Here is a 17,187-nt window from a genome sequence, read left to right as displayed (position 1 = left end):
ACACGGACCTTGCCACCAGCATGCGCCGAATCGCGCCGGTTCGCCACGGGTTGTGGTCTGCGTGAGCACCCGGTTGTGCGCTGTGAGCAGCCGCACAGGCGTGGCTGCTTGGGGAGTTCTGTTACCCACGGGTAGCATCGGGGTAGCTTTCCCTACCCCAGAGGAGGGCACTCGTGCCCCGTGAGATCCGCGATGTCGTGTTCGTCGACGGCGTTCGCACCCCGTTCGGCAAGGCCAAGGGCCAGTACGCCGAAACCCGCGCCGACGATCTGGTGATCAAGTGCATCCGGGAGCTGCTGCGGCGGAACCCGGAGCTCCCGCCGGAGCGGGTGGACGAGGTCGCGATCGCGGCCACCACCCAGATCGGCGACCAGGGCCTGACCATCGGCCGGACCGCGGCCCTGCTGGCCGGCCTGCCGAACACCACTCCCGGCTACGCCATCGACCGGATGTGCGCGGGCGCGATGACCGCGGTCACCACGACCGCCTCGGGCATCGCCTTCGGCGCGTACGACGTTGTCGTCGCCGGTGGGGTCGAGCACATGGGCCGGCACCCGATGGGCGAGGGCGTCGACCCGAATCCCCGCATCATCGCCGAGAAGCTGGTCGACACCTCCGCGCTGGTGATGGGTTCCACCGCGGAGAACCTGCACGACCGCTTCCCCGGCATCACCAAGGAGCGCGCCGACGCGTTCGCCGCCGCGTCGCAGGAGAAGGCGGCCAAGGCGTACGCCAACGACCTGATCCAGCCAGACCTGGTCCCGATCGCGACCCGGTCGGCCGAGCAGGGCTGGGGCTACGTGGCGACCGATGAGCCGATGCGACCGGGCACGACGGTCGAGGACCTGGCCACGCTGAAGACGCCGTTCCGCCCGCACGGCCGGGTCACCGCGGGCAACTCGGCCGGCATCAACGACGGCGCGACCGCCTGCGTGCTGACCTCCGCCGAGACCGCCGCCGAGCTTGGCCTGACCCCGAAGATGAAGCTGGTGTCCTACGGCTTTGCCGGCGTCGAGCCCGAGGTGATGGGCGTCGGCCCGATCCCGGCCACCGAGAAGGCGCTGAAGCTCGGCGGGCTGACCATCGACGACATCCAGGCGTTCGAGGTGAACGAGGCGTTCGCCGTTCAGGTGATCGCGTTCCTGGAGCACTACGGCATCGCCGACGACGACCCGCGGGTCAACCCGTACGGCGGCGCGATCGCGTACGGCCACCCGCTGGCGTCGTCCGGCGTCCGGCTGATGAACCAGCTGGCCACGCAGTTCGAGCAGCGCCCCGAGGTCCGCTACGGCCTGACCACGATGTGCGTCGGCCTGGGCATGGGTGGAACGGTCATCTGGGAGAACCCGAACTGGGAAGGGAACGCGGCCGCATGAAGTTGCAGGAACTGATCGACAGCGCGGTTGCGCTGTCGGACGACGAGGTCGTCACGCTCGCCCATTCCCGTGACGTCGTCCTGCCGGGCAAGGCCGGCACGATGGCGCTGATCACGCTCGACAACGGGCACGACCACACCAAGCCGAACACGTTCGGCCCGAAGGGTCTGGCGTCGCTCAACACCGCGATCGACGCAGCGCTGGCGCGGGACGACATCGCCGCGATCGGCGTCACCGGCAAGCCGTTCATCCTGGCCGCCGGTGCCGACCTGACCGGCGTACCGAAGCTGACCGACCGGGAGCAGGCGCTGAACCTGGGCCGGATCGGGCACGGCGTGATGCGCAAGCTGGTCGACGGCGGCAAGCCGTCGTTCGCGTTCGTGAACGGCGTCTCGCTGGGTGGCGGTCTCGAGGTCGCACTGCACGCCACCTACCGCACCGTCTCAGCTGCGGCCGGGGTGCTCGCGACGCCCGAGGTGTTCCTCGGCCTGATCCCGGGCTGGGGCGGCAACTTCCTGCTGCCGAATCTGATCGGTGCGGACAAGGCGGTGAAGGTCGTCGTCGAGAACGCCCTGAACCAGAACAAGATGCTGAGCGGACCGGAGGCGGTGAAGTTCGGCATCGGCGACGTACTGCTGGACTCGGCCGACTTCCTGGAGCAGTCGCTGAGCTGGGCGAGCAAGGTGCTCACCGGCGCGATCACGGTCGACCGGCCGGAAATCGACCGGGGCGAGGCGTGGGACGCGGCTGTTGCCCGAGGCAAGGGATTCGCCGATCTGAAGGTGAGCGGTGCGGCACCGGCGCCGTACCGGGCGCTCGAGCTGATCGCGGCGGCCAAGGACAACGACCGCGACCGTGGGTTCGCGGCCGAGGACGAGGCGCTCGCCGACCTGATCATGAGCGAGGAGCTGCGCAGCGGGCTGTACGCGTTCGACCTGGTGAACAAGCGGGCCAAGCGCCCGGCCGGTGCGCCGGACAAGTCGCTCGCTCGCCCGGTCACCAAGGTCGGCGTCGTCGGTGCCGGTCTGATGGCCGGGCAGCTGGCTCTGCTGTTCGTACGTCGACTCGAGGTGCCTGTCGTACTCACGGACCTGGACCAGGAGCGGGTGGACCGCGGGGTCGGGTACGTGCACGGCGAGATCGACAAGCTGCTCGGCAAGGGCCGGATCCGTCCGGACAAGGCGAACCAGTTGAAGGCGCTCGTCACCGGATCGGTGGACCGGGCCGTGTTCGCGGATGCGGACTTCGTGATCGAGGCCGTGTTCGAGGAACTGCAGCTGAAGAAGACGATCTTCGCCGACCTGGAGAAGATCATCCGGCCGGACGCGATCCTGGCCACGAACACGTCGTCCCTGTCGGTGACCGAGATGGCCGCGGACCTGGAGCACCCGGAGCGGGTCGTCGGCTTCCACTTCTTCAACCCGGTCGCCGTTCTGCCGCTGCTCGAGATCATCCGGGCCGACCGGACCGACGACGCCTCGCTGGCTACAGCGTTCGCGGTGGGCAAGACGCTGAAGAAGTCGTGTGTGCTGGTGAAGGACGCGCCGGCCTTCGTGGTCAACCGGCTGCTGACCCGCTTCCTGGGTGAGGTCAGCGCGGCGGTCGACGAAGGTACGCCGATTCCTGAGGCGGACAAGGCGTTGTCGGCGCTGGGGCTGCCGATGCCGCCGTTCGTGCTGCTGCAGCTCGTCGGTCTGCCGGTGGCGTTGCACGTGGCGGAGACGATGAACCGGGCGTACCCGGAGCGGTTCGCGGTGTCCGAGAACCTGGCCAAGGTGGTTGCCGCGGGCAAGAGCTCGTTCTACCTGTGGCCGGAGGGCAAGCCGGTCGTCGACCCGGAGGTCTCGGCCCTGGTGACGGTCGGCTCCACCCCGTCGACCCCGGACGAACTCCGCACCCGGGTGCTGACGGCGCTGGCCGAGGAGATCCGGATCATGCTGGACGAGGGCGTGGTCGCGGAGGCGCAGGACATCGACCTGTGTCTGCTGCTCGGCGCCGGCTGGCCCTTCCACCTCGGCGGCGTCACGCCGTACCTGGACCGGTCAGGCATCGCCGAGAAGGTCAACGGCACCCGCTTCCTGCCCAAGGGCATCGCGAGCCTGACCTGACCTGTGGGCCGTCGCGACAACCTTCTAGCCCCTGAAGGTTTTCGCGGCGGCAACCAGCTGAGGTGCAGTCTTGCCGGTGTGCTTCTTGAGGATGGTGGCGAAGGCGGCCTGGGTGGTGTTGTGCTGGGCCAGGTCGGTGTAGAGGGCAGCTAGTTTCTTCTCGCCCAACCGGTCCTCCAGGTACGACGTGATCCACCAGCTCTGGCCGTAGGCGCGGTCGCCGTCGGCGTTGAACTCGGCTTGGCCGGGCAGGACCTTCATCGACGGGAGGTACTTGGTGCGGACCGTCTTGCGGTAGGGGTCGACGGTCCACTTCGGGTCGTCTTCGATGGAGGCGGCGCGGACGTACTCCGCGATGCCTTCGACCAGCCAGAGTGGTGCGCGGGTGCCGAGGCGCAGCGTCGCAACGTGCGTCATCTCGTGCACGAGCAGGTCTTGATCCAATTGCTTGCGGACCGCTGGGTTGACCACGATCCGGCTGCTCACGGGCGCGGTCTGGCGCTGCGTCCACGGATCACCGTCGTACAGGCTGACCGCTTTCGCTGCGACGGTCCAACCGCGGCCGGCGCCGGAGGTCCAGAGGATCGAGAGCACCTGCGGCTCGGACATCGCGACCACCATGACGGCGCCGTTCCACGGACGCGGCCAGTGCCTCCGGACGCCGTCGACGGCTCCTTGGGACGCCTTCGCAATCTTGTCCCCCAGCGCCTTCTCACCACGATCGACCACGACGACGACCTTGCCGCGGTGCACCACGGCCACCGGGCCGAAGTCCCAGGGCTGGCGATGACCGTCGGGGCTGAGGGTCTCGTCGATCGCGTTGTCCGTGACCAGGACCCACGCAGTACCGCGCCGGACGAACGTGTACCCGACATCGGTCTGCACCGGCTTCGCGTCCAGCCCGGTCAGCTGGTACCGCATCATCACCCGGGTCGAGAACGTCGTCGGCCCGTACTGCGCGATCTGTGCGGGAGCCGGTCGCTCGTCGCCGACGAAGTACGTCAGGCTGGTAAAGGCGAACTGGCGCAGGTTCGTGAACAGGGTCCGCTGCCGGGCCACCAGTTGCGGCTGCTTCGGATCGACCGCCGCGAGGAAGCCCTTGACGTCACCCTTCAGGACCGCCGCCGAGCGCCGCGCGAGTACCGCGTCGACCTCCCGCTTGCGCACCGCCTTCTGCGCGTCGGTGAGATCGCCCGGCGGCGTCGTCTCGACCGCCGCCGCGCTGCTGCCCGGCGTCGACCCTCCTTGCTGGAGCCGGACCACCACGACACTCGCGCTCGCGGCGAGCGCCAGCACGGCAACGCCTGCGAACAGGCGTCTCGGGTGTCTCATGCCGGGGGTCCCCTCTGATGGTCGGCTGATCCTACCGCCCGCCGACCATCAGAGCAGGTAGCCCTCCTGCTCAGGCTTTGGTGACCTCGCCGGTCCGTTCCTCGATGCCGACCCGGCTCCTGCGGTAGCCGTAGAGGAAGTAGACGACGAAGCCGAGGACCATCCAGATCAGGAACCGCAGCCAGGTCTCGATCGACAGGTTCAGCATCAGGTAGAGGCAGATCAGCGCGGCCAGGATCGGGATCACCGGGTTGCCCGGCACCCGGAAGGAGCGCTGGATGTCCGGCCGGCTCCTGCGCAGGATCGGTACCGCGATCGACACCAGGGTGAACGCGGCCAGGGTGCCGATGTTCACCATCTCCTCGAGCTTCCCGATCGGGGTCACGCCGGCCACGATCGCGACGATGATGCCGATCGCGATCGTCAGGCGGTACGGCGTACCCCACTTGGCGTGCGTCTTGCCGAGCTGACGCGGCATCAGGTGGTCGCGGCTCATCGCGAACACCACCCGGGCGGCGCCGATCATCAAGGTCAATACGACGGTGGTCAGACCGGCCACTGCACCGGCCGAGATGAGGGTCGCGAAACCACTGCGGCCGACCGAACGGAACGCTTCGGCCAGCGCCGCCTCACCGCTGATGTCGGTGTAGTTGACCATGCCGGTGATCACGATGCAGACGAGCACGTAGAGCACGGTGCAGATCACCAGCGAGCCGATGATGCCGCGGGGCAGGTCGCGCTGCGGGTTCTGCGCCTCCTCGGCGGTGGTCGCGACCACGTCGAACCCGATGAACGCGAAGAACACCAGCGACGCACCCGAGACCAGACCCATCACCCCGAACGTCGACGGCGTGAACCCGAAGATTGCCTGGAACAGGGGTGTGGTGGCGGTGATGTCACCGTTCGGTGCCGGGACGCTCGGCGGGATGAACGGCGACAGGTTCGAGCCCTTGATGTAGAAGAGGCCGGCGATGATCACGAACAGCACCACGAACAACTTGATTGCCACCAGCACCAGGTTGACCCGCAGCGACTCCTTGATGCCGATCGTCGCCAGCGTCGCCAGGACCACCACCAGCAGCATCGCCAGCACGTTCACGTTGCTGTCCGGCCCGATCGAGTCGGGCCAGCCCAACCCGATCTGATCCAGGAACAGCGCGGCGTACGTCGACCAGCCCTGGGCCACGACGCTTGCCCCGAGCATCAGTTCCAGCAGCAGGTCCCAGCCGATGATCCAGGCGAAGATCTCACCGAGGGAGAAGTACGAGAACGTGTACGCCGATCCCGACACCGGCACGGTCGACGAGAACTCGGCGTAGCACAACGCGGCGAGCGCGCAGCAGATCGCGGCGAGGACGAACGAGAGCGCGATACTCGGTCCGGCGTACAGCTTGGCGGCGCGGCCGGTCAGCGTGAAGATACCGGCACCGATGATGACGCCGATTCCGAAGACGGTCAGATCGATGGCGGTCAGGCGTTTCTTGAGCTGGTACTCCGGCTCGTCGGTGTCCGCTATCGATTGCTCGATCGTCTTCTTCCGCAACAGACTCAATCTGCTCGCCTCCTCGCAATGGACGGAACCCTCCGAGCGTGCCTCTCTGACACCGCGAGGTCAAACCGCCACTCAGCGTGGCGGCTCGTAGTCTTGGAGTGCCACCCACAGGGTGGCTTCGGTGAGGCCACTGCGACTCAGCAGGATCCGGTCCCGGGACGACTGGTCGGTGCCGTGCTTGGCCATGTCCTCGTACAGTTCCTCGACCTTGGGGAGCCCGATCCGCTGGACCAGGAAGCGCACCGCGAGCCAACTGACGCCGTACACATCGGCCGAGTTCTGGTAGAAGCCGGCGTCGCTCGGCAGCGAGGTCAGGGCGGGCATCGCGTCGTCGATGACCTCCTGCTCCCACTTGCCGACCTCGCCCGGTCCGCTGATCGCCTCGATCCCACGCCACGACACGTACTCCGCCGCACCCTCGGCCAGCCACAACGGCTCGTACCCGCCGAGGTCCGCCGTGGCCACATGGGTGATCTCGTGCGACAGCAGGATCTCGTCGACCCGGTCGCGTTCGTTCGGATTGATCACGATGTACGAGCCGGCGACCGTGCCGTCGGCAGTGTCCTGCCCGGGCAGCGAGGAGAACGTCGTACCGGCGCTCGCGGCCGACTCGATGTCCTCGTCGGCGAAGCGCGCGTCCCGTACGTCGGTCTCGTCGAGTGCGATCACGAACACCGACCCGCGCCACGCGCGCGGCCAGTACGACGTCACCTCGCCGATCGCCTCACTCGCCTCGGCGACGATCGACTGCCCGCGCTTGGCGTCGCCCTTCTCGACCACGACCAGGACCCGCGGCGACCGCAGTACCTCGATCCGGCCGAGGTCCCACGCCTCCTTGTGCGCGCCCGGGCCGAGGTCCTTGTCCAGATCGTCGTCGTCGGTGAGCACCCAGTGCCCGCCCCGGGCGACGAAGGTGTAGCCGAGCTCGGTCGTCACCGGTGTGACGTCGACGTTCGGGATCTGGTAGCGCATCAGGACCCGGACCAGGTACGTCGTACCGCCGTGGGCATGGACCGCGGACTCGTCGAAGCGTTCCTCGGCCTGGCTGTACCCGAGTTCGCTGAACCCGATCTCGACCAGGTTCGCGAACAGCACCTTCTGCGCGGCGCGGAGCTTCGTGTTGGCGGGGTCGAGGTCCTGCAGGAAGAGTGCCTCGTTCACGGTCTGCACGGCCTGGGCCCGGCGGAGCAGGATGGTGTCCACAGCCACCCGGCGGGCGGCGGTCGCCGCTGCGGTCTTCGACGGTGGCTTGGTGCCCTGGTTCGGGCCGGGCTGGGTCGCGACCACCCGCGCCTGGGCGTCCTGGTTCCGCTCTTCAACGGTGTAGGCCACGCCGCCCGAGACCAGCGCGACCGCAACCAGCAGCCCCACCCAGCGGCGGGGGCCTGGCGGCGGAACCTGAGCGCCCGGCGGTTCGGCGCTAGGCATGGTCGCACTCACTTCGGGTCATTCCTCCGAGTACCCGTCAGTCCGGCCCGGCTACCCTACTCGCTTCCCCGCATTCCATCACCGACACGCCGATCACGCGGCTGCAGCGGCCTTCAGGGCTTGGAAGAGGCCGGCTTCGGTCATGCCGACGTGCTCCAGCATGATGCGGTCGCGCTCGGCCTGGGTCGAACCGAGAGCGGCCAACTCCTGGTAGAGCGTGCCGACCTCGGTGCCGCCGAACCGGGTGAACAGATAGTCGACCGCCAGCCAGGCCATCGGATACGAACTGTCGGCGTGCTGGAAGAAGACCGCATCGGCCGGCAGGCTCTTCGCCTTCGCCAGGTACTTCGTCCGCACGTCCTGCCGGAACGTCCCCAGCGCCAGATTCTCCGCGCCGTCCATCGGCAGATACTCGACGTACGTCGCGGCGCCCTCGACCATCCAGCGCGGGGCATGGGCGCCGTACGGCGCGGTGGCGACGTGGGTGAACTCGTGCGCGAGGGTGCGGGCGTCGACCTTGTCCCGGTTGTGCGGATTCACGACGACGTACGAGTCGGCCCGCTGGCCCTCGCCGGTGACCTCGCCGGGCAGCGTCCGGTAGACCCAGGTGGCCATCGCGATCGCGTCCTCGGCGTTCTTCGGCACGGTGTAGTCGGCGCCGCGGACGATCTTGTCGTCGAGGGCGATCACCACACCGGAGCCGTTCCAGCCGCCGGGCCAGCTCTTGGTCACCGCCTTCACCGCGCTGCTCGCCATGCCGGTCAGCCGGGTCGCGAGCTGATCCTGACCCTTCTCCACCACCACGAGCACGCGCGGCGCGCGCTTGACGAGCACCTCGCCGGTGTCCCACGCCTCCTGGTGCGAACCGCGAGGCAACCGCTTGTCGAGGTCGGTGTCCGAGACCAGCAGCCAGCGGCCGGTCTGCGTCTCGGTGAACGTGTAGCCGAGCATCGCCCGTACGGGCACGGTGTCGATGCCGCGGATCTGGTACGTCATCGCGATCGCGACCAGGTACGTCGACGGGCCGTACTTCCGGGTGATGGCGTCGTCGTACTGCTGGGACAGTTGCTGGTAGGCGAGCCGGGCGAAACCGAACTGCCGCAGGTTCGTGTACAGCGTGGTCTGACGGGCGACGAGGCCCTTGTTGCCGGGATCGACGTCGGCGAGGAACGCCTTCTGGTCGGACTGCCGGACCGCCTGCGCGCGCTTCTTCAGGACCTGGTCAACGGCGGCCGCACGGGCGGCCAGATCGATGTCCGGTGTCCTCGGGGCAGCCTGGTCGCTGCCGTCGGCCTGGTCGGTGGACCGGTGCAGGGCGAGGCCACCGGCGACGGCCACCGCAACGAGGATGACGGAGAGCAGCAGCGGCCAGACGCGCGTACGCCGCCGGGCGGCTGCGTGACGGCTCCGCGGCGGTGCGGTGTGGCGCCCTGTGTCAGGCACTGTCCGGCTCGGCCATCATCCGGGCATGATCCGGCTCAGGCGCTACCCGGGCGACCGCTCGCCCGGTCCGGCTCGCTCATCGCGTCACCGTGGTGCTTCGCGATCAGCTCGGTGATGTCGCGGGCCAGGTCCTGCCCGGTCAGCCCGATCTCCTGCAGGACCGCGGGACGCTTGGCGTGCTCCAGGAACTTCTGCGGGATGCCGAAGTCGCGGACCGGCGTCTTCACCGCCGCGTCGCGGAGCGCCTGCGCGATCATCGATCCGCAACCACCGGCGCGGCCGTTGTCCTCGATCGTCACCACGAGCTTGACCGTCCCGGCCAGCTCGACCAGCTTCGGGTCGACCGGCTTCACCCAGCGCGGGTCCACGACTGTGACGCCGATGCCCTGCGCCTCCAGGCGGCCGGCGACATCCATCGCGGTGGCCGCCATCGCGCCGATCCCGACCAGCAGGACGTCTGTGCCGGACCGCTTCAGCACGTCGAGGCCGCCGATCCGGTCGATCGCGTCGATGTCCGGGAACACCTCACCCTTGGCAAAGCGCAGTACGGTCGGCGCGTCCGACACCTCGACCGCCTCGTTCAGCAGCTCCTCGAGCCGCTTGCCGTCGCGGGGCGCGGCGAGGCGAAGGCCGGGGACGACCTGCAGGATCGACATGTCCCACATGCCGTTGTGGCTCGGGCCGTCGTCACCGGTGACACCCGCGCGATCCAGCACGAAGGTGACGCCGAGCTTGTGCAGCGCGACATCCATCAGAACCTGGTCGAAGGCTCGGTTCAGAAACGTCGAGTACAGCCCGACGACCGGGTGCAGACCGCCCAGCGCGAGTCCGGCGGCACTGGTCACCGCGTGCTGCTCGGCGATGCCGACGTCGAAGATCCGGTCCGGGAACTCCGCCGCGAACGCGGCCAGGCCGGTCGGGTGCAGCATCGCCGCGGTGATCGCGACCACGTCCTGGCGGCGGTGACCGATCCGGATCATCTCGTCGGCGAACACGTCCGTCCAGCCGCGCGGCTTGTTGACCGGCCGGATCTGGTGGAAGTTGTCCTCCTCGTCCTGCTCGGCGGCGGCGTACCCGAAGCCCTTCTGGGTCACCGCGTGCACGATCACCGGACCGCCGAACGCCTTGGCGCTGCGGAGCGCGTCCTCCATCGCCTCGCGGTCGTGACCGGCGACGGGGCCGACGTACTTGAGGCCGAGGTCCTCGAACATGCCCTGCGGGGCGAGCATGTCCTTGAGGCCCTTCTTCACGCCGTGCAGCACCTCGTACATCGGCGGGCCGACGTACGGCGTCCGGGACAGGTTCTTCTTGATCAGGTCGAGGACCTTCTCGTACCGCGGGTTGGTGCGCAGGCTGGTCAGGTGCGTGGCCAGGCCGCCGACGGTGTCGCTGTAGGACCGGCCGTTGTCGTTGACGATGATGATCAGCTTGAGGTCCTTGGCGGCGGCGATGTTGTTCAGCGCCTCCCAGGCCATGCCGCCGGTCAGGCCGCCGTCGCCGATCAGCGCGACAACGTGCCGGTCCTCCTTGCGCAGCCGGTATGCCTTGGCCAGGCCGTCGGCGTACGAGAGGGCAGTGGAGGCGTGGCTGTTCTCGATGATGTCGTGCTCGGACTCGGCCTGGCTCGGGTAGCCGGACAGGCCACCCTGCTGACGGAGCGTGTCGAACTTCGGCGCGCGGCCGGTGACCAGCTTGTGCACGTACGCCTGGTGACCGACGTCGAAGACGAGCCGGTCGTGGGGCGAGTCGAACACCCGGTGCATCGCCAGGGTGATCTCCACCATGCCCAGGTTCGGACCGAGGTGACCGCCGGTCCGGGACACCGTCTCGACCAGGACGGCACGGATCTCCGTCGCCAGATCGGTAAGCTCCTGCGCGGTCAGTTTCTTGAGGTCCGCCGGCCCTCCGACCGTCTCCAGCACGCGCATCGAGCTCCTCCCGCGTCATCCTCGAATGCTTGAGTCTATGCACCGACCGCCCGGAATCCGAACCCGATAGCGGGCACCGGGCCAATCTCACACTCCAAGACGCGGGCTGCGCCAGGTTGGTTCGCTCTTCACTTACAGTCATCGCATGGAGCCAGACCGGGGCGGTGGGGTGGGGAAGGTATGAGGACAGTGAGGACGCTGTTCCAGAAGTACGACGGACAGCCGCATCGCCTGGTGGAAGCGGTCCGGCTGGGTGAGGACGAGCACGGCCTCTGGGTCGGCTCGGTGCCGGGCCAGCGCGGCCGCCGCGCCGACGGCACCTGGGTCTCCATCGATCACCACCGGGTCCGGCTGTTCCCGCACGGCCAGTGGTGGAGCGCCCTGTTCAACGACGACCCGCACCAGACCCGGATCTACTGCGATGTGACCATGCCGGCCGAGTTCGGAGTCGACACCGTCACCACCGTCGACCTCGACCTCGACATCCGGCTGATGCGCGACGGGACGGTGCGCGTGATGGACGAGGACGAGTTCCGCCAGCACCAGATCAAGTACAACTACCCGCCGCAGGTCGTCGCCACCGCGCAGGCCACCTGCGACTGGCTGGCCGCCCACATCCCCACCACGGAGCCCTTCACGACGGCGTACCTGCCGTACCTGGAGCAGATCCGCGCGCTCAATCCGACCACTTGAGCGCACACCAACCGGCCCCCACCGGCTAGGAGCCCCCCTGAGCCGGCAAGGGCCGATCAACGGCGCCGGTCTCGTAAGAGCCGACCGGACCATGCTCGAACACCAAGCGTGTCTGGTCCACACCTCAGAGCAAAGTTGCACGAAGCTGCAGGTATGGCCTGCAGGTCCTGGCTCCAGCTCCGGCCGGCGGTGCAACCCTGCGCCGATAGGTTGAGCGCATGCGGAACGTCCGGGTGGTCTATCGCAAGTACGACGAGAAGCTGCACTGGCACCAGTGGATGCGCTACCTGGGCGAGGACGAGTACGGCGTATGGCTCGGCGCGCCGCCGAACTCGGTGGCGCAGCGCGGCGACGAGCCGGAGATCGTGCAGTCGCAGGCGGTGGTGCAGCTGTTCCCGCGGGACAAGTGGTTCACCGCGGCGTTCAACGACGAACCACGCTGGACCGAGATCTACTGCGACATCACCACGCCGGTGGAGTTCGGCGAGGACGTGTTCACGATGATCGACCTCGATCTCGACGTGATCCGGCGGCGGGACGGGACGACGGTGCTGGTCGACGACGAGGACGAGTTCGCCGAGCACCAGGTGAAGTACGGCTACCCGGCCGACGTGATCCAGACCGCGCAGGCCACCTGCGACTGGCTGGTCGGCGCGGTCGTGTCCGAAGAGCCGTTCCTGACCGTTTACAAGACCTACCTGGACAAGGTGCGATAGCTCGATGGCAGCGATCCGTGTGTACATGACCATGTCGCTGGACGGATACGTCACCGGTCCGCAGGACTCCATGGACGATCCGATGGGAGTCGGAGGGTTCCGGCTGTTCAACTGGCTCGACCGGCGCAACGACCCGGGGGTGAGTGGCCAGGTGGTCGAGGAGTCGATGGCCACCAAGGCTCTGATCGCGGGACGCCGTACGTATGAACACGCCAATCACTGGAACGGCGACCACCACAACGGCGTTCCGATGTTCATCCTGACGCACAATGTGCCGGACGGACCGCCGCCTGGCACCGCCCGCTTCGTCACGGACGCGCGTGAGTGCGCTGCGCAGGCCCGTGAGGCCGCCGGCGACGGAGACGTGATGGTGCACGGAGCCGGGGCGACGCAGGCGTTACTCCAGGCCGGTGAGGTCGACGAGCTCGAGATGCACGTCGTACCGGTCCTGCTCGGTCAGGGCCGGCGGCTGTTCGACAACCTGCCGCCGGATCACGTCGAGCTGGAACTGATGCGGCAGCTGACCTCGGGCGACGAGGTGGACCTCCCCCAGCAGGTCACCCATCTGCGCTACCGCGTGGTGCGGTGAACGCTCACTCGAAGTGACTGACGGATGCCGCTGACCTGATACCCGCTCCTCCCGGCTCCGCTCAGGGCGAACCGAGGGGGCCGAACCGCCTCCGCACTGCGACACTGTGCGCGTGCATATCGCGATCGAGGTCGTGGCCCTCGTCGCCGTGGTCGCGGCCGGGGCCGCACTGGCCCGGCGGCTCGGGATCTCGGCTCCCCTGCTGCTGGTGGTCATCGGGATCGCCGCGTCGTACCTCCCGTTCGTCCCCCGGGTCGAACTCGAGCCCGAAGTCGTGCTGGTCGGGTTCCTCCCGCCGCTGCTGTACTCCGCGGCGATCAAGACCAGCCTGGTCGACTTCTCCAAGCACCGGCGCTCGATCGGACTCCTGTCGGTCGCGCTGGTCGTGTTCACCGCCCTCGGCGTCGGCCTGGTCGCGTACTGGCTGCTCGGCGTGGTCGCGGAGTCCCAGGGCCAGGAACCGCTGCCGTTCTGGGCCGCCTTCGCGATCGGTGCGGTCGTGGCGCCGCCGGACGCCGTCGCAGCGACCGCGATCGCGAAACGGGTGGGTCTCCCCCGGCGCGTGGTCACGATCCTCGAGGGCGAGAGCCTGCTGAACGACGCGACCGCGCTGGTCTGTCTCCGGACAGCGATCGCGGCCGCCGTGGTCGCGCCGACCGTGCTGGACGTCAGCCTCGACTTCATCCGCGCGGCCGGTGGCGGTGTCGCGATCGGCTTGCTGGTGGCGTTCGCGCTGGCCAAGGTCCGGCGCCGCTTCACCGACCCGGTGCTCGACACGACGCTCAGCCTGACCGCGCCGTTCATCGCGTACATCGCGGCCGAGAACCACTACGTGCACGCGTCCGGAGTTCTGGCCGTAGTCGTCACTGGGTTGCTGCTCGGCCACAAGGCGCCGATCATCCAGTCGGCCAAGTCGCGGATGTCGGAGCGCACCAACTGGCGGACGTTCCAGTTCCTGCTCGAGAACACGGTCTTCCTGCTGATCGGCCTGCAGACCCGGTGGATCCTGGACGACCTGTCCGAGAGCCCGCTGCCGGGCTGGCTGATCGCGGTGACGACGATCGCGGTGTACCTCGCCGTCGTACTGCTCCGGCCGATCTGGATCATCCCGACCACGATGCTGTCCCGGCGGGTCCTCGGTCCGTCGCGGCCCGGACCGGTTTCCTGGGGTGCCTTGATCGTCGTGTCGTGGGCGGGCATGCGCGGTGTGGTGACGCTGGCCGCGGTGTTCACGTTGCCGGAGAGCACGCCGCACCGCGAGGTGCTGGTGTTCATCGCTCTGGCCGTGACCGCAGGCACTCTGCTCGTGCAGGGGTCGACGCTGCCTTGGGTGGTACGAAAGGTGCGGCTGCCCGGGCCGGACCCGGCGGAGGATGCCTTGCAGGAGGCCGCCGTACTGCAGGGGGCTCATCGTGCCGCGATCGAGAAGCTGGACGAGATCGCCGGGCCGGACGATCCGCCGGAGGTGCTCAACATCCTGCGTCAGCGGGGCGAGGCGCGGGCTCAGGCTGCGTGGGAGCGGCTCGGGCGGCCGGAGACGGAGTACGAGACTCCCAGTGAGGCGTATCGGCGGTTGCGGATCGCGATGCTGGGGGCCGAGCGGGAGCACATCCTGAAGGTCCGGGATGCTGGGCTCGTCGCCGACGAGGTGCTGCAGCGGGCGCAGATCGCCCTCGACATCGAGGAGTCCATCCTGGATCGCGACGAGGACGACGACGTCGGCGGGCAGTCCGATGACCTGCGGATCAAGATGCCGCCGGGTGGCGCGTGTACGCACCTTGAGCAGACGCCCCTGGTGCGGACCCCGAACACGCCGGACGGCTGTGAGGAGTGCCTGGCCGAGGGCATCACGTGGGTGCACCTGCGGCTCTGCCTAGGCTGTGGCCATGTCGGCTGCTGTGACTCGTCGGTGATGAAGCACGCGAGCAAGCACTATGAGGAGACCAAGCACCCGGTGATGCGCAGCTTCGAACCGGGTGAGAACTGGCGGTGGTGTTTCGTGGACGAGAAGCTCGGCTGATGGCGGACTGTCTGTTCTGCTCGATCATCGCCGGTACGACGCCGGCCCAGATCGTGCTGGAGACGCCGGAGATCGTCGGCTTCCTGGACATCCGGCCGGTCTTCAAGGGCCACACGCTGATCGTGCCGCGCGAGCACGTGCCGACGATGGTCGAGATGACCGACGAACTCCTGGTGCCGCTCTTCGGCATGGCCCGGTCGGTGGCCTCTGCCGTGCGTACGGCGTTCGATGCGCAGGGCTCGTTCGTCGCGGTCAACAACGTGGTCTCGCAGTCCGTCCCCCACCTCCACGTGCACGTCGTACCACGCACCAAGGGAGACGGCCTCCGCGGCTTCTTCTGGCCCCGCACCAAATACGCCGACGACTCCGAAGCCGCCGAATACGCCGGCAAGTTGAAGGCGGCCCTGGCCGGACAGTAGCCGGCTGTTCATCCGCACGGGATGGCGTGACCCGGTCCGGCAGTGGTGATCCTGGGTGCTGGTGAAGACTCAGGTCAGCGTGCCGGGGAGGGGTCGTCGTGGCTGAGGGCGTCGACGCGGCCCGGCCGTGGAGCGAGTCGCGGCGGCTGATCCTGCCGCTCGCGCTGGCTCAGTTCATCTGCAGCTTCGCCGGCTCGAACATGAACGTGATGATCAACGACATCAGCCGGGACCTGGACACCACGGTTCAAGGCGTGCAGGTCGCGATCACGCTGTTCCTGCTCGTGATGGCCGCGCTGATGATTCCTGGCGGCAAGCTGACCGACCGGTACGGCCGCAAGCGCTGCTTCACCCTCGGCCTAGCCGTGTACGGCGTCGGCGCCTTGCTCAGTGCGGTCGCGCCGGGCCTCGGCGTACTCATCATCGGCAACTCGATTCTGGAGGGTGTCGGCACCGCGCTGCTGATCCCGCCCGTCTACATCCTCACGACGTTGCTGTTCGCCGACGTCACCAGCCGGGCCAAGGCGTTCGGCGCAATCAGTGCCCTGGGTGGTGTCGGCGCTGCGGCCGGTCCACTGATCGGCGGGCTCATCACGTCCGCGATCAGCTGGCGGGCGGCCTTCGTCTTCCAGGCCCTCGTGATCGGGCTGATCCTGTTGCTGAGTCGTCGGATCGTCGACCCGCTCCCGGCGGACCCCACGCGGCCGTTCGACACCCTCGGCGCCATCCTGAACGCCGTCGGTCTGATCATGCTCGTGCTGGGCATCCTGGCCGCGGACGACAACGTCTGGCTGATGCTCGGGCTGCTCGTCGCGGGTGCCGCGGTGCTCGCGGGATTCTTCCTGTGGGTGCGGCACGAGGAGCGGACAAGCCGGGAGCCGCTACTGTCCACGTCGCTGTTCCACAACCGCACGTCCAACCTCGGCCTGGTCACGCAGAACGTCCAGTGGCTGGTCCTGCTCGGGGTCTCGTTCACGGTCTCGGCGTACCTGCAGGTCGTTCGCGGCTACGATGCGATCCAGACCGGCGTGATCTTCACAGCCGCCACGGCCGGGATTCTGCTGTCCTCACTGGGCGCCGAACGGTTCGCGAAGCGGCGCGCGCAGCGGACCCTCGTCCTGGCCGGGTTCGTCGTCACGATCGCCGGCATCGGCGTCCTGCTGGCCCTGGTCGCCGGCACGCCGTCCGCCTGGGCGTTCGCACCCGGGCTCTTCCTGATCGGGTTCGGCCTTGGGGGCATGCTGACCCCGTCGGTCAACATCGTGCAGTCCAGCTTCCCGGAGGACCAGCAAGGCGAGATCTCCGGCCTCTCCCGCAGCGTGTCGAACCTCGGCTCCTCGATCGGTACGGCGGTGGCCGGCACCATCCTCGTCGCCGGACTCAGCGCGCACGCCTACGGCGCGGCAATGGTGACACTGGGCGTGATCGGCCTGGCCGGGCTCGCCGCCGCGCTGTTCCTCCCGGGCCGGCTCGCGCCGGCGGGTCAGCCTGGCACACCGACCGAGCGGCCCGAACGCTGAGCATGGCTCAGAGCTCGGCCGCAACGCCGTTGCGGCCTGGCCGTCTCTCAGGCGACCGTGTCC

At 68.5% G+C, this 17,187-nt stretch carries 13 protein-coding genes; 8 read left to right on the top strand and 5 right to left on the bottom strand.

The features are described from left to right. The first annotated feature begins 173 nt into the window (after positions 1 to 173). A complete protein-coding gene (locus E0H73_RS06025; RefSeq protein ID WP_131352325.1) occupies positions 174 to 1,376 on the top strand; it encodes a thiolase family protein in 1,203 nt (400 codons plus the stop codon). Beyond that, positions 1,373 to 3,484, top strand: a complete 2,112-nt coding sequence (locus E0H73_RS06020; RefSeq protein ID WP_131352323.1) for a 3-hydroxyacyl-CoA dehydrogenase NAD-binding domain-containing protein — start codon at positions 1,373 to 1,375, stop codon at positions 3,482 to 3,484. Before E0H73_RS06025 ends, E0H73_RS06020 begins: the two co-directional genes overlap by 4 nt. A gap of 24 nt (positions 3,485 to 3,508) precedes the next feature. Here E0H73_RS06020 and E0H73_RS06015 read toward each other — a convergent pair whose 3' ends face one another. The 5 genes from E0H73_RS06015 to dxs form a co-directional block, all read right to left on the bottom strand. After that, on the bottom strand, positions 3,509 to 4,816 hold the full coding sequence (locus E0H73_RS06015; protein ID WP_131352321.1) for a peptidase MA family metallohydrolase: 1,308 nt from the start codon (positions 4,814 to 4,816) through the stop codon (positions 3,509 to 3,511). A gap of 70 nt (positions 4,817 to 4,886) precedes the next feature. Continuing rightward, positions 4,887 to 6,368 (bottom strand): amino acid permease, encoded by a 1,482-nt coding sequence (locus E0H73_RS06010; protein ID WP_131352319.1) that lies wholly within the window; start codon positions 6,366 to 6,368, stop codon positions 4,887 to 4,889. A gap of 72 nt (positions 6,369 to 6,440) precedes the next feature. Further along, positions 6,441 to 7,796 carry a hypothetical protein gene (locus tag E0H73_RS06005; protein ID WP_238163829.1) on the bottom strand — a complete coding sequence of 452 codons (1,356 nt, stop codon included), beginning with the start codon at positions 7,794 to 7,796 and terminating at the stop codon, positions 6,441 to 6,443. Positions 7,797 to 7,889: 93 nt separating this feature from the next. Further along, on the bottom strand, positions 7,890 to 9,239 hold the full coding sequence (locus E0H73_RS06000) for a gluzincin family metallopeptidase (RefSeq protein ID WP_131352315.1): 1,350 nt from the start codon (positions 9,237 to 9,239) through the stop codon (positions 7,890 to 7,892). Positions 9,240 to 9,274: 35 nt separating this feature from the next. Beyond that, a complete protein-coding gene (gene dxs / locus E0H73_RS05995) occupies positions 9,275 to 11,167 on the bottom strand; it encodes a 1-deoxy-D-xylulose-5-phosphate synthase (RefSeq protein WP_131352313.1) in 1,893 nt (630 codons plus the stop codon). 180 nt (positions 11,168 to 11,347) lie between these two features. Here dxs and E0H73_RS05990 point away from each other — a divergent pair, with 180 nt between their 5' ends. The 6 genes from E0H73_RS05990 (at position 11,348) to E0H73_RS05965 (ending at position 17,124) form a co-directional block, all read left to right on the top strand. Further along, entirely contained in the window at positions 11,348 to 11,860 is a 513-nt protein-coding gene (locus tag E0H73_RS05990; protein WP_131352311.1) for a DUF402 domain-containing protein, read from the top strand. A gap of 218 nt (positions 11,861 to 12,078) precedes the next feature. Then, complete coding sequence (locus tag E0H73_RS05985) at positions 12,079 to 12,576, top strand: DUF402 domain-containing protein (protein WP_131352309.1); 498 nt, start codon at positions 12,079 to 12,081, stop codon at positions 12,574 to 12,576. 4 nt (positions 12,577 to 12,580) lie between these two features. Next, complete coding sequence (locus tag E0H73_RS05980; RefSeq protein ID WP_131352307.1) at positions 12,581 to 13,165, top strand: dihydrofolate reductase family protein; 585 nt, start codon at positions 12,581 to 12,583, stop codon at positions 13,163 to 13,165. 112 nt (positions 13,166 to 13,277) lie between these two features. Further along, positions 13,278 to 15,185 (top strand): Na+/H+ antiporter, encoded by a 1,908-nt coding sequence (locus tag E0H73_RS05975; RefSeq protein WP_131352305.1) that lies wholly within the window; start codon positions 13,278 to 13,280, stop codon positions 15,183 to 15,185. After that, positions 15,185 to 15,604, top strand: coding sequence for an HIT family protein (locus tag E0H73_RS05970; RefSeq protein WP_131352303.1), 420 nt, complete (start codon positions 15,185 to 15,187; stop codon positions 15,602 to 15,604). Before E0H73_RS05975 ends, E0H73_RS05970 begins: the two co-directional genes overlap by 1 nt. A gap of 98 nt (positions 15,605 to 15,702) precedes the next feature. Beyond that, complete coding sequence (locus tag E0H73_RS05965; protein ID WP_131352301.1) at positions 15,703 to 17,124, top strand: MFS transporter; 1,422 nt, start codon at positions 15,703 to 15,705, stop codon at positions 17,122 to 17,124. Positions 17,125 to 17,187: the final 63 nt, after the last annotated feature.

Source organism: Kribbella pittospori (genome assembly GCF_004331465.1).
Taxonomy (GTDB): Bacteria; Actinomycetota; Actinomycetes; order Propionibacteriales; family Kribbellaceae; genus Kribbella; species Kribbella pittospori.
Note: the sequence above shows the minus strand (reverse complement) of the source record. Positions and strands in the feature narration are given on the sequence as shown.